Source organism: Bacteroides sp. D20, from assembly GCF_003436255.1.
Lineage (GTDB): Bacteria > Bacteroidota > Bacteroidia > Bacteroidales > Bacteroidaceae > Bacteroides > Bacteroides uniformis.
Map to the genome: position 1 here is coordinate 108,128 of NZ_QSOO01000001.1, position 13,221 is coordinate 121,348.

Genomic DNA, 13,221 nt, shown 5'->3' on the forward strand with positions numbered 1-13,221 from the left:
TTCAGATAAGATTTAGATGTTGGACTTCTTTTTTGTATTTCTCCAGTGAAGGCTTGTATCCCTGTTCATGGATAACGTCCTTCAGCTCTTTCAGGGTATAGGTCCGGGCTATGTCCAGTCCGTAGTCTTCCGCAAAGGCTTCTATTCCAATCAGACAATACCCCATATTGCGGTGTACCGTTTCTGCATTGATTTCCATAGAGTCATCTGTTCCTTTGGGGAGTACAGCCTGCTCCTTCAATTGACGGATCTTGTATTGCAGGCCGGAGGCGAGCCTTTCCATGTTCCTGTCATGGTAGGTCAGCCCGTCCTTGCGGATACAGTATTCCACTGTCTGCCCCATGAAAGAGTTGCGGAATATTTCGCAACCCAGTATGGTACGGATATGTTCCACCTCATAATACCGCATGGCCTGTACATCCTTCAAATCCTTTTGAATCTTCGGAATCCGGAATTGCGGGTCGTTGTCACATATTGTCTTTTCCAGCCATGTCCGGTGGAATGTAGTAATCTGTTTTCTGAACACTGTCTTGGCAGGCATATATCGGTTGGGATGGCGTGTCATGATAAGATAGTATTCACTTTCATGCCATCCGCGTTTACATTTTTGTAAGGCGATGTAAGCGAGTCCTATACGGCAGTATCGGCGGCTGTTATCACGGTCCCTGATATGCTTGAAATCCGTTTCACATCCATAGAATTCGGCTGGAAGCCCTGTATATTTTTGGAATTCCATGACCCGTTCCTTGAAATACCGGATATTATCCTGGTCTTTTTGACATAACAGCCTGGACATTTCAGGTGTGATGAATTCCATCCGCAGATAATGGAAGTATTGAGGTTTCTCCTTGAGAACCTTCTCGGCAAGTTTTCTGGTCTGTAGTTTCTTCGGCAGTTGAGGGAGCCAGCGCAGACTATGGCCGTATTCGGTGAAATATTCCACAAGTTCCCTGTTCCAGCGTTCCGATGGAATATCAGGGTAGAACGAATCCCTTCTGGCCAGTGCCATACAAACCTCTTTCGTCATCAGGTTCGGTTCAAGAATGAAGTTGTAACTGTTGATTTCTCTTTTTACTTCAAGTGTATGAATAAGTCTTTCCGGTGTCCGGAACCGTCTGGGAAGTTTGTTAAACAGGTTAGGTTCCAGCTCCATTGCTTTGTCAGCCATGGCATCATCCGCATGTTTGGAGAACCACTCGTAATGTCCGTATGAATCGAAAATGCCATGCAGGTTGCCTGTCTTGTGACAGATGGCCTTCCATACGGTGTCATAGTCAAGCCAGCGTGTATCCACTTCCTTGATACAGCGTATGGCCCATTCCTTGTAGTATGCTGCCTGTTTGAAACATTTAGGCATCATTTTGTCGATAGTCATGGTTGCGATACGTCCGTCATGGATCAGTTCTTTCCAAAGTCTGAAATCCTTGGCTTGTCGCGGAACGAAAGAAAGCATGACGCTTGTTTCATATAAGAACTGCTGTTCATACCTCTCTGAACAGTACCGGTAACCTCCGTTTTGCTGTACGTCACGGTAAAGGGAGTATATTGCATCACGGACTGTTCCGTTGTTCCATGAGGATGAAGGTATCAGATGCAGGTAGTGCATGAAATTCCTGTGTGCGAACAGCGATTCAAGTATGTCACTGTTCCTGTATTTTTCCGGTATGTCAGGAAAATTACTCTTTTCGGCCTTTATTGCCCTTAGACAAATCTGGCGATTACGTTTTTCTTCAGGTATCTTCGAAAGCTGCCAGGAACGCCATCCGTAATCATCTGTTTTGAATATACTGTCAAGTATTTCAGAGGTAATATATTTCTCCGGCAGATAGTTGACCAGTTCCGGACGGTGTTCGGTCGCGGCCAGTTCAACCATTTCCATTGTGATGAATTTGTCCGGCATACATGATATAGCCTTTGTCATATTGATTTCTTTCATGATTCCAATTTTTTAGGTTTGATGACTTTTATAAGTTGTGTTTTGCGGAATACATATACCGTTTTTCCTTTTTCACTGACTCTTTTGGGAAGGCTTTTCCAGGTATCCCATCCGTTGACAATTTCCGGAGTGAATTCCAGTTTTCCCGTTTCGCCGATTACGGCAAAGGAAAGTCCTTTGTCCAGAGGGGAAGGTGTATGATCCTTGTCGGGAACAAAGACAGAAAATTCAGGATTGCTGATTTCATAGATTTTTCCTTCATAGCCCAGAAACCATCTGCCATTTTCATACAGGTAAGTCCAGTCACCGAGCAGGAAGAACTTTTCCTTGCCTGATATTTCCTTTGCTTCGTGAATGGGATTCCCATTATTCAAAGGCCAACAGCTTGTCTTGTTTTCATTTGATGAGAGACTGCCTCCCAGATGGAGCAGGTTCCCCAAAGCGAGCAATTTTCTCACCCTGTCTTCCGTACGATAGAATGTCCTGAGTATTCTTCCGCAGTTTTCAAAATCCCCTTTTTCAAAAACGGTGATGTACCGTATTCCTTCCGGCAGGGACATTCCGATGTAAGTGTTTTCATCATTTGTCATAGTCGTATATTTTTATATGATTGTTTATGAATGGATTCTTTGTCATTCCAAGTCTCTTGCGCGGACTGGATTGTAGGGACAGGACTGTACCAGGTAATTGGTATTCCTGCCCTGAGTCTGACTGTGCTGTCTGAAACATTCGACGTCATCTTCCTCCAGTTTCAGTTTTCTTCTGTTCTTTTGCAGGAAGTCTGCTGCCTTTTCTAGGGAAGAGAAAACCGCCTTTGGCTCGAATGAACTGTATTCGTGCCATGCGTTGCAGCTGAAAAGGATATACATTTCAGCCTTTTTTCTGTTACTTGCTGCCATATCTTATCTGATTATTACAGTTAATAAAATACAAAGCCCGATTCCGCTGGTGACGGAACCGGGTCTGTTGTCTTCGGTCTCAGATTCTAATTCTGGTTATATGAAAGCAGGAAATCGGCCATTGCTCCATTTTGTGGAATCATGGCAGGAAAATCAGTCTTTCCAGGCTTGTAGATTTCTGTCGCTACATTGTAGACATCCCACGCTGTAATGCGTGGCTGTTCAAGTGAGAGTTTGAGCAGTTCTTCCGTAAATACGGAAATCTGTCCCTGGTTAAGCGGATAGGTGTCCACCTGTGATGCCAGTCTTTTGTCTGCACTGTCATGGGATACACGCAGAGCCGTCAGCATACCGATGATCATGTACAATTCACCGGGTGTCAACACCTTTTCCTTGAGCCTTTGGATTCGGCTTCTGTCCGCATCCATGTCACGCTCAAAATTGCGCATCCAGTCATCTACCTTCCCGAACAGTTCCTCGGTAGTCACCTTGTCCTTACCGTAGTTGGCAACGCTTCGTTCGGGTGAAAGGATACACTGATTGTGGCAGATACGTACGCAGGGACCTATTGCCGCCTGGATACCGTCCTGATGGTAGGCTACCACGAGTGTGGTTGTCAGTTCGTCGGTATCTCCGTTCAGAATACGGATGGTGGTGAATATTCTGCGCAGTACATGTGCTTCTACCGCCTTCTCTCCATAGGTCTGTTCCACCTGCGGCAAGATGACCACTCCGGGCTGTGTCCGGTTCTTGTTCTGGGCGGCGAAGATTTCCTCCACCTCGTAGTTCAGGTTGTGACGGCGGCAGATGTCCGTCATGCGCTGGATGACCTGGTAGTGGTAGATTCCCCTTACCGGATTGCCGTAGATGTCGTTCTCCTTGTAGGTACGCTGTAGTGTTTCAAGGTCCATTACTTCGATTCCGTTGTTCTGGAAATCAAACTGTCTCTGATTGTTCAATGTTGCTAAAGCTTCCATAATTATATTTTTAAATGGTTGGTAATTATTTGTTCAATAGGTTGATGATACGGACTGCCTCTTTGAAGCGTCCGATATTTTCCGGAAGAGGATTCCTGTATTCCTCTTCCTTCATGCGTCTTATAGAAGGTATTCCCGTCAAGGGCAGAGCCTGGTTGACTTTCCATCCGTCGGTGAATGCCTTCGGCTGGAGACTGTCATGACAGATCACTTCCCCGACACATCCGTGGACGAGCATGTTGCATACGGTCATCATGCAGCAGGTCCGGCTGATGTCTTCTCCGACCAGATAGTTTCCCGGATTGTGCGCATGGTATGCCAGCAGGAGCCTTCCGCTGCCGCATGTAGGGTCTCCCATCCTCTGTCCGGTCTCTTTTTTACCTGCCGCGCACATGACCATGAGTTCACAGATATGTGACGGCGTGAAGAACTGTCCGTTTGCCTGCTGTCCCGGTTTTGAGCAGTAGGCCATGTGGAGTTCACCGAAAGCGTCGAACCAGCCCGACCTGCCTATCTGCCTCTGCATGATACGTATCCATTCGGCTGTCATTTCCATGAACGAGGCGTTTTGCTGACGCTTGTATTTCCAGTTGCTTATTGGCGGTGCTCCAGGAGAGAAACCGTGGATGATGAAACGCAGCAGGTCGTTGAATACGGTCTGTATTTCATAGCCGCATGAGGAGGCAAAGCCTGTGATGAGCCTGTCGAGCGGCCTGACTTCGTTGGAGATTTCATATCGTGCCATATTCCTTTATTTTATAATTGGTTATAGACTGTCGTTGATTCTGTATACTGTTACGGTATGGTTTTCATTGTCCGTGTGGATTCTGACCGGACCGTATCCCATGAATTTCATGCGGATTTGTCCGTGCTGTTCCATACCGTTCCACTGCTCACGTGATATTTCCTTAATATCCATGCGGTATCCCCAAAGTACAAGAGAGTCTGGCAGGATTCCCTTGTAGAGTCTGCCTTTCAGGATTGCGGCCAGCTCGTCCAGCTCGCTCCGGCTGTACAGCGTGAATGAATCGCTGCGGAAGGTGTATTCGCCTGTCCTTTCCCTGTCCCGGTGTTTCATGATATGATAGCGGAACCAGTTACGGGTGGTGTAACCGTCATACAACGGATTCGGTTCTCTGTATTCCCATTTCCTGACCGGAGCATCGAACCTTAGACTGCCCGTACTGCTGCGCTTCCCGAATCCCCATGTCCTGAATATGCGGATTTCTGTACCTACGAGTTTCATGTTCCGGATATTGACCTGCGTCCAGGGACTTCCGGTGGTATCATAGGCGGCTTTTCCCATGTCATCGAAACAGAATACCGTTTCCGGTATCAGGCATATATCCGCATATTTTCCTGTTATCCGTTCTATATGAGCTTTTCCGAAATAGTCACCAGAACGTGAGACAAATTCCACGCAGTCTCCTTCTGTCGGGCACATCTGTCTGCTTCGGACATTCTCCATCAGTTCCAGCATACGGTTCACTTTCCGTACTTCCTTTTCTGTAATGGGATATCCGAAGTCACCGTTTGCCAGTTCAAGACTGTCAAGGTCATATCGTATCTTTGTATTCATCCTGTTCTCCTCCTGTTTTGTGTATAGCGTTCAACCTGTCGGGTGATCATATCACAGAATTTCTGGCCGTTTTCTTCCTCACCCCTGAAATAGGCGGCCATCATCAGCAGGTTCTTGTTGTAATAATGCACCCATTTGTCATGGAAATGTGCGCCGGGAACCTGTCCGAATGTTTCCTGAAACAGTTCCAGGGTCAGATCCTCGTCCTGTCTTCTGTTGTATTCCCATATTGCCAGAAGCAGTATGTCATTGTAATTCAGTCTCATATTGCGTTGGTATTTGAAATGGCTATTATGATGTTGCAGCAACCTGTCTTCCTGATATTCTCCTTCAGCTTTCCGTTGTTTACCAGTCTGTCGTATGCCTCATGCACGAACCTGTATGCCGGTGAATCATATCCGATACCGTGCAGATGTGATGTCGTCGCCACATTTATCCGTGATGCCATCATGGAAAGGGTGTCTTCTTTCCCTGCCCGGCGGTTATTGAAGGCATCCAGTATATTCCTGTGGATGCACGTTCCGTATCTGGCACGGTAATATTCCATTTCTTCTTCATCGGTGAAGGAATACACCTCTTCCGCTATCGTATCCTTTACGAGACGGAATGTACGGCCTCCTTTTTTCAGTATGGCTGTAATCTGTGGAATATGCAGTGTTTCACAGTAGCCGCTTATTTCCATCGGATGCACGTACAGGCGTGTCTTTCCTTTTACAAGATACATGGCCTGTGATGTACAGCCTGTTCTGTCCGTGTCGAATCCCTCTCCATGAAATTTCTCTTTTATTTCCTTGTAGAATGCGTCCGTTTTCTCATGGGAAAGACCTTTTCCCCATTCATATCCGCTTTCCAGACTGAAAAGCAGATGGAAGAGGGTTGTCCGCCCGGTCTTGCTTTCCCAGTAGCCGTAAAGGTCGGCCGTGCCGGATTTAGGTCCGAACCTGTATCCGTCCGGAGTATAGCTTTCCATCACTTCCAGGAGTGAGTTCATGAAATTTTCCGATTCTTCCGAATTCCACCATTCTAACGTATCGTCATCCATGGCATAAGCCGGTATATGGTTCATAACCTGCAGGTATTCCGGAGTTTCTTTCAGAATGTCCAGCATCCTTGTGACGGCTTCCTTCCTTTGTCTGATGGAGAACAGTTCTGTTCCGGTATCCGCATGAAGCCTGTTCTGTGTCTTCTGGTCTGTAATCATGACTTCTGATATTTATTGTTATACATTGTCTGCCTGTAAGGTACAGGCATTCTTATTTCTTGTTGTCCCTGTTGTCTGTTTGCCCGCATCCCTGCAAGGCTTGGCGGAAAAAAATACCGGAGCGAAGCGAGGATGATTTTTTTCCAGACAACCAGCCCGGCAGGGCCGCCTTGCGGGAGTTGCGCGGCAAACAGCTATTTTTGCAGCAAGAAATGAGGATGCTGTCATCATGTCTGCGGCATAAAAAAAGGGAACCCCATATTGCATGAGGCTCCCCAATACAGACTGTTGCATATATGTCAGGTATGTATGCTCCATCCGTGGAAACGTTCCATGGTGACGGCAAAGGACTCGTCCGGATTTCCATGATACAGCAGTCCTCCGACAATGCCTGTATTTCCGTCCGGATAACGTTCGCAGAATCCGAACGAATACGGCGCATGGTCGTAATAGAGTTCGATTTCGCATGGACGGTTCTCGTTCTTCTCCCATTGTTTTAGACGTTCAAGACAGTTTTCCAGTGTCTTGTCATTGATTGATTTTGCATACTGTACGACCTTGTCGTAATGCTCTTGTGAACAGCAGATTTTCATATCGTTTGAATTTATTGGTTGGTAAATGTTTTTTCAGTCAATCCAGAAAGTACCGCAATGAGGGCACCTGCATCCGGCAGGATATTCATTCGAATACCGCACGTCACGGTGACGTTTGTAGTTCATGTCACCGAAGGTGCATTTCCCGTCTCGGAATGTCTGCTCATAAGCGGCTTCCTGTTTCTTGTATTCAGCCATCCGGCTTTTTCGGACAGATCCGGTAAAAGGTATCATGCCCGTTTCCCATTTTGTGGAATCACACCAGTCATTGGTCATGCCGCAGACTTCATTGGCATAGGAATAGTGTACCTGTGAATCGACAAACAGGTTCTCCCTTCGGAAAGGGAAAGTGATATCCAGCGGAATCCGTACATGATGTCCGGAACCGTTCCGGCTGTCGGCAATGGCCACCATTACATTCCCATGGAAACGGATGCTTTTGAAATCGTTCTCAGGGTCTTTGCTGATGAGCCTGTCAAACATGGCGTTGAAGTAGATGCGCAGTTCTCCGCCGTATGTGGCATTCTCTACCAGTTCTTCAATCTTCTCGTCAAACTGCCCCTTTTTCAGATGCAGTGCGCGGCGTACCTTATGGCAGGCCATGGCGACTGATTCTCCCCGCAGTGAACAACCGGTCAGATATCCGCTGATTTCCACTCCGAGCGAATAGAAGAAATTAGTGACGGATGAGTTGCGTATCAGATCCTTTACCGGGTCGGAATCGTTCCGGTCGTAGATAAGTTCCCTGATTTCATCTTCATGCTCTTCAAACTCTCCGGCTAAATTGTCCGTTTCCATATTCTTTCTTGTCTCCTCCAGATAGTCGTGCATGTTTGAGCTTTCCTGTTCCTCATACCATTCGTATGCCTTTTCATAGAGTTTTTCCATATTGTTGGAACGGATACATTCCTCCTGGATGTCTTCATGCTCATCAAGATCATCCCGGTAGTCCACGTAGTAGAGGCTTACATACTGTGGAATATAGTCTGTAAGTTGTAATGTCTGGTTCATGATTCCTGATTTTAAGAGTTATACAAACGAAAAAGCCCTGCTTGTCGTGCAGGGCCTGATTCTTGTGGAACTGAAACCTTTGGAATGTCTGTTTGTATGGTATCTCCATGTCTCAAGCAGATAATCCTTGGTTCCCTTGATACTTCCGTGTACCATACATCCTTTTTCATCGTACAGGTAGCAGGTGTTAAGGAGAACCGGTATGCCGTCATGCACCTTGTACATGTGCAGCTCAATATCATTCTTTATGGCGGCAGACTTTTCCTTTTCCACTTTTCTGTGTATGGCTTTTCTGACCTCGCCGATATGGGGTGAGGTATAGCCGATTATTTCCGAATGGAATGCAAACTGATATTTTTCCATAACACTTTGTCCGTATTAAAATTCTGATATAAGTTCATCTTCATATACCTCCAGTTCAAGGCCGCTCTCGACAATCCTGACCAGCCAGCGGCATTCCAGTCTTTCCATCAGTTCGACGGCACGGTATCCCTTATAGGGACGTTTCAGAAATACAATGTCTCCGGTTTTCATATTTGTTCCTCCTTTTTATTGTGCGTAGATTGTTTCTATCAGTTCTGCATCCGTAAGATAGCGCAGTTCCTGTGTGGAACAGAACAGGCAGATGCCATCCAGCAGTTCATTTGCCGCAGCATCCAGGTTCCGTACTCCTTCGATCAGAGATTCTTCCAGTTCCTTGCTTGAAACAAGATATATTCCGTGAATGTCTTGAACAGTTCTCAAAGGAAAACGTCTTTCCTGATAGATGATGTCCTTTATCATGTCATCCTGTGGTGGCAGTTTGGCGCTGATTGTCTTGAACTGTTCGGGTGCGAGTTCCTTCAACCTGTCAGGATTGAAGCGGAACATTCTGAATCCCTGATATTCAAATCCGGCAGACTCCGCTATTCTGTTACTGGTCAGGAAATCATGTACGTGTCTGTTGCAGTCCCGGTTGTCCACATAGGCATGGAACGGTGGAAGGGAATTGAGGTTGACGGTGATGTCCGTGTAGGATTCCCAGCATTCCGAATTATCTTTAGACCGGGATTCAAGTCCTGCATACAGATTGTCATTGTCGATATAACTGTTCAGGACGAGTCTGACCTCAATGCGTTCAGCCGGATCTGTGGCTGTTTTCCAGTATAGAGTGTTCGATTTGTTCATACTTGTATTGTTTTTATGAGGGAATACGGCAGTCATTTTACCGCATTCCCCGAATGTTATAATTTGATATTTGTTATATCCTGTGCGGACTCCTTTTTCACGGTCCTCAATCTTTTTAGGAGATACAGGAAATATTCACGGTCATAGATCCGGAAGAGAAATTCCTCTGATGTCTCCTTGATGTGTCCAATGAAAGTTGCGGATTCCCTGCCGGGAGGATATTGAAAGAAATGTCCGTCGGAAACAAGAGTGAGCTTCTTTCCAGATACATGGTCTATCAGTTCGTCCGGAGTTGCGTAATGTCCTTTCCCTTTATAGAACTGATAATGGTTCCGGCGAAGACTTTTCAGGGTATTCGCCATGTCCGTCCTTGCTTGTCTGGAATCTGATTGGATGACAAGGTTGCAGATGAATACGGACTGTTTTCCGTCCAGTGAAAAATAATAGGGAATGAGTCTGGTTCCGGTTGTGACCGTTTTGCTTGTTTCCTCTTTTGAGATCACGGCTTTCCGGTTGATGATTTCCATGTGACGGTCTATCTGACTGTCCAGTTCGGATTGCGGAGTAAGTACGGAGCGCAGGCCCTTGAAATATCTTCCTTGACGGGTAAAGCAGAAAGAGTACATATTTCCGTAATACGGTTCTCCCACAAAGAACGAGTTTTGTCTCATGAGCAAGGGTGGCAGTACATCCAGCAGGTCATAGTAATCTTCTTCGGTGATTTCCTTGAAGGGTTCGGACAGGGACTGATGGTAAAGACGCAGCTTCTTGTCTATATCAGAAGGTGTTACGGCTTTCAGATAGGGATTGTTTTCCCGTATGCGCAGCTCTTCGATTGTTTCCCCACCATAGTCATTGTGGAATCCGTCACTCATACTTGTCAGGCATGTTCCGTCGAAGTAGCGGGAATCGATTACATATTTCAATCGGTCTTTCATGTCTTATAGGTTTTGAAGGTTCAACACTCTTTTGACTGCATATACGGCATTCTGTGTAAGTTGCCGTTGCCATGCCTGGTATCTCGGCGACCATTTGAAACCGTATGATTTCAGTTCCTTGCGCCTCTGGTCATCCGGAATATTGTCAAACAGGATTTGCAGGCGGTCTGCCTCATAGTTCCATACCAGCGTTCCGCCTTCAAATTTCAGTTCACGGTTTTCCCGTTCTCTGATTTCCTGAAGTTTCAGTCTGGCCTGGCGTGCCATTTCCGGCAGTTGGAAGAAACGGTTCCGCGGAGTGATAACCGGTTTCTTGCATTGCGCATTGAAGTCTGTAATGAAGTCTACCGCTTTCTGTACGATTTCCACTTCTCCTTTTCCCGCATAGGTGCTTACCTTATTAAGGATACTGCTGACGAACAGGGCACGGCTGTATCCTCTTGCTTTACCGGTATCAATATCATGAATGGTCTGTGCGCTGCTTGCAATGTCACGCTTCAGGCGGTTCCATGCCTCCTCCTGCTTCTGTTCTTCCGGTTTGGCTGCCTCTTTCATCCTTTCCATGGCAGCCTTGAAGCGGTTACGCCAGTCATGAAATTCATCAAATCTGTTCTGGTATGCGTCCAAGGCCTTGTTGTTGCGCTGGCAGTTGAATTTGGCAGGCCCTGTCACCATCGGACTGGCACATCGTGAGAGACTGCCCAGCAAGGCAGAGAACTTGCTATGGTATGCACTGACATACTCGTTCTGCTTTTCTTCCGGAATCTGTTTCAGATCCTCTACAAGTTGTTTTTCATATTGCATGATGTCTGTTTCCGCCCTTGCTTCAGGTTCGAAGGAACTCCATCTGTACGCGTTGTATGCAGCATCAAGCAGGTCTTCCAGATAGCCGGGATACAGGAATTCCACAGCTTCCCATTTTTCAAATTCAGACGGATGAAGTTCTGTTTCTCCGTCTGCCGCTTCGATTGTGTGTACATAGGAGCCCATTCCCGTACAGCGTTTACGGAAATGAAAAAGGACGGCTTCGTCATCCGTCCCTTGTTCTCTGATTTTCTTCACTCGGTAAGCATTCTTTCTTGTCAACGTGACAACCGTCTGTTTTCCGGTCTTGTCCTTCATGAGGTCTGCTACTGTACCTTCACATACCTTCTTTCCAACTTCTTCAGTCATATTCTTTTATTTAAATTAGACATGACCGGCTCCGTGGAGCCAGTATTTCAATTTCTTACTGGCCCGGCTGTTCTTTGCCAATGACCGGTGCAAGGCTTGGCGGAAAAAAATACCGGAGCGAAGCGAGGATGATTTTTTTCCAGCCAACCAGCCCGACAGGGCCGCCTTGCACAGTCAGTGGCAAAGGGCGATATTTGCTGTAAGAAATGAAATAATGGTTGAAAATTATATTGCGAACTTGTTTTGCAGTACTTTCATTTCATTGGCAATGGTAGAATTCATTATTTTGGCATAAATACGAGTTGTACGAATGTCCGTGTGTCCTAACATTTTGGCAATGGATTCCAAGGAAACCTTATTTGCAATAGCCAGTGATGCAAATGTATGTCTTGCAATATGTGTGGAAAGATTCTTCTGAATACCACATACATCAGCTATTTCTTTCAAATAACTGTTCATTCGTTGGTTGCTGGGAACAGGAAGTAATAATCCTTTTTCATTGCAGATTGGATTTGACTGATATTTCTCTAAAATAAGTCTTGGTATATCCAACAATGGAATGTCGCACATATTATCGGTCTTTTCCCTTGCTTTTCTTATCCACCATTCACCATTATCAGCCTGTACAAGGTGTTCCTTTTTCAGATTCTTTACGTCTGTGAAAGCCAAACCGGTGAAGCAACAGAAGATGAATATGTCCCTTACGGTTTGTAATCGTTGAATATCAAAATCTTTATTGATGATTTTGCGAAGTTCCATTTCGTTTAAGAATTCACGGTTACACTTGGTCTGTTTGAAGTGTATTTCTGCAAACGGATCATCAGTTATCCACTTCTTTATCAATGCAGTTTTGATGATTTTCTTTAAATTCTTCAGATATTTCACTGTTGCATTTTGCGCACAGTTTTTCTGTATTTTAATGAAATGTTCGAATTTGGTTATAAATTCATAGTTGATTGATTTTAATGGAATATCAGCCAGTTTATACTGTTCACTGATAAATTCCTTCAAATATCTTGCTGTACGTTCGTATCGAAGTACAGTACCTTCGGCATATTCCTTGTTCATTAATTCCCGATATTCCGAATTGTGTTCCTGGAATACTTCAAGCAGCATTTTGGGAGTAGAGTGTTCTCCATAATAGATATTTTTTATAATATCTGCTGTAATAGGTTTACCGTCCTGCTCAAGTTCACGGTGAATTTGAAGGATTTTAGTTCTTATCGTATCAAGATAGTGGTTTATTTCTTGATACTTCTTTTCCCTGCCAATCGCGCATTCTTTTTGCGTATTCCATTTTGTAACATCTATACTTCGCTTGATTTGTACCTCTGCACGTTTTCCGTTTATTGTGATACGCATACAGATTGGTGCTTCTCCATTTTTAAGCAGCTTTGATTTCTTCAGGAAAAACAATACCGTAAAATAGTTTCTTTGCATTGCCATACTCTTCTTTTTTTTGATGGTGTAAAAATACATGTTTTGAAAAGAGTTTGTTTTATGCAAAACGCAGAGAATCAGTGAAATATAATCCAATCAGGTGGACTTGTTTTTAAGTGGAAATTAAGTCCACCTATTTCACCTCCAGTAAGATGCGGTATTCTGCTTCAATTTGCGGTATGGATAAAAAGAAAAACCGCTGATAATGATTGATTATCAGCGGTTTTCATTGTTTTGCTTTTTGTTTGAGTGATCCGCTTGGGGCTCGAACCCAAGACCCCAACATTAAAAGTGTTGTGCTCTACCT

At 45.2% G+C, this 13,221-nt stretch carries 16 protein-coding genes and 1 tRNA gene (1 of these 17 running past the window's edge); all 17 read right to left on the reverse strand.

Annotated features, from left to right (window positions below; genetic code table 11):
• Position 1: 1 nt before the first annotated feature.
• On the reverse strand, positions 2-1,936 hold the full coding sequence (locus tag DXD78_RS00475) for a hypothetical protein (protein WP_117652443.1): 1,935 nt from the start codon (positions 1,934-1,936) through the stop codon (positions 2-4).
• Positions 1,933-2,526: a hypothetical protein gene (locus DXD78_RS00480; RefSeq protein ID WP_004326298.1), complete on the reverse strand. Its 594-nt coding sequence runs from the start codon at positions 2,524-2,526 to the stop codon at positions 1,933-1,935. Before DXD78_RS00480 ends, DXD78_RS00475 begins: the two co-directional genes overlap by 4 nt.
• A gap of 42 nt (positions 2,527-2,568) precedes the next feature.
• The gene (locus tag DXD78_RS00485; RefSeq protein ID WP_117652444.1) at positions 2,569-2,835 is read right to left on the reverse strand and encodes a hypothetical protein; all 267 of its coding nucleotides are present in this window, start codon (positions 2,833-2,835) and stop codon (positions 2,569-2,571) included.
• Positions 2,836-2,921: 86 nt separating this feature from the next.
• On the reverse strand, positions 2,922-3,812 hold the full coding sequence (locus tag DXD78_RS00490) for a hypothetical protein (RefSeq protein ID WP_004326295.1): 891 nt from the start codon (positions 3,810-3,812) through the stop codon (positions 2,922-2,924).
• Positions 3,813-3,837: 25 nt separating this feature from the next.
• The gene (locus DXD78_RS00495; protein ID WP_117652445.1) at positions 3,838-4,557 is read right to left on the reverse strand and encodes an N-6 DNA methylase; all 720 of its coding nucleotides are present in this window, start codon (positions 4,555-4,557) and stop codon (positions 3,838-3,840) included.
• Positions 4,558-4,578: 21 nt separating this feature from the next.
• Complete coding sequence (locus DXD78_RS00500; RefSeq protein WP_117652446.1) at positions 4,579-5,391, reverse strand: DUF4121 family protein; 813 nt, start codon at positions 5,389-5,391, stop codon at positions 4,579-4,581.
• The gene (locus tag DXD78_RS00505; protein ID WP_004294953.1) at positions 5,388-5,657 is read right to left on the reverse strand and encodes a hypothetical protein; all 270 of its coding nucleotides are present in this window, start codon (positions 5,655-5,657) and stop codon (positions 5,388-5,390) included. Before DXD78_RS00505 ends, DXD78_RS00500 begins: the two co-directional genes overlap by 4 nt.
• Positions 5,654-6,592: a hypothetical protein gene (locus DXD78_RS00510; protein ID WP_117652447.1), complete on the reverse strand. Its 939-nt coding sequence runs from the start codon at positions 6,590-6,592 to the stop codon at positions 5,654-5,656. The genes DXD78_RS00505 and DXD78_RS00510 overlap by 4 nt, the downstream gene beginning before the upstream one ends.
• Before the next feature lie 299 nt (positions 6,593-6,891).
• Positions 6,892-7,185 (reverse strand): DUF4120 family protein, encoded by a 294-nt coding sequence (locus DXD78_RS00520; protein ID WP_004326290.1) that lies wholly within the window; start codon positions 7,183-7,185, stop codon positions 6,892-6,894.
• Between the two features lie 33 nt (positions 7,186-7,218).
• Positions 7,219-8,196: a hypothetical protein gene (locus tag DXD78_RS00525; RefSeq protein ID WP_009121406.1), complete on the reverse strand. Its 978-nt coding sequence runs from the start codon at positions 8,194-8,196 to the stop codon at positions 7,219-7,221.
• Positions 8,197-8,214: 18 nt separating this feature from the next.
• Complete coding sequence (locus DXD78_RS00530) at positions 8,215-8,559, reverse strand: hypothetical protein (protein WP_009121407.1); 345 nt, start codon at positions 8,557-8,559, stop codon at positions 8,215-8,217.
• A 15-nt stretch (positions 8,560-8,574) separates the two neighbouring features.
• The gene (locus DXD78_RS21130; protein ID WP_008152292.1) at positions 8,575-8,730 is read right to left on the reverse strand and encodes a hypothetical protein; all 156 of its coding nucleotides are present in this window, start codon (positions 8,728-8,730) and stop codon (positions 8,575-8,577) included.
• Between the two features lie 15 nt (positions 8,731-8,745).
• The gene (locus tag DXD78_RS00535; RefSeq protein ID WP_233534003.1) at positions 8,746-9,363 is read right to left on the reverse strand and encodes a DUF4313 domain-containing protein; all 618 of its coding nucleotides are present in this window, start codon (positions 9,361-9,363) and stop codon (positions 8,746-8,748) included.
• A 56-nt stretch (positions 9,364-9,419) separates the two neighbouring features.
• The gene (locus DXD78_RS00540) at positions 9,420-10,301 is read right to left on the reverse strand and encodes a hypothetical protein (RefSeq protein ID WP_117652450.1); all 882 of its coding nucleotides are present in this window, start codon (positions 10,299-10,301) and stop codon (positions 9,420-9,422) included.
• A 3-nt stretch (positions 10,302-10,304) separates the two neighbouring features.
• Positions 10,305-11,474, reverse strand: coding sequence for a hypothetical protein (locus DXD78_RS00545; RefSeq protein WP_117652451.1), 1,170 nt, complete (start codon positions 11,472-11,474; stop codon positions 10,305-10,307).
• 225 nt (positions 11,475-11,699) lie between these two features.
• Positions 11,700-12,920 (reverse strand): site-specific integrase, encoded by a 1,221-nt coding sequence (locus DXD78_RS00550; protein WP_004326283.1) that lies wholly within the window; start codon positions 12,918-12,920, stop codon positions 11,700-11,702.
• 244 nt (positions 12,921-13,164) lie between these two features.
• Positions 13,165-13,221: transfer RNA gene (locus DXD78_RS20990), tRNA-Lys, on the reverse strand; it runs 66 nt beyond the window's last position.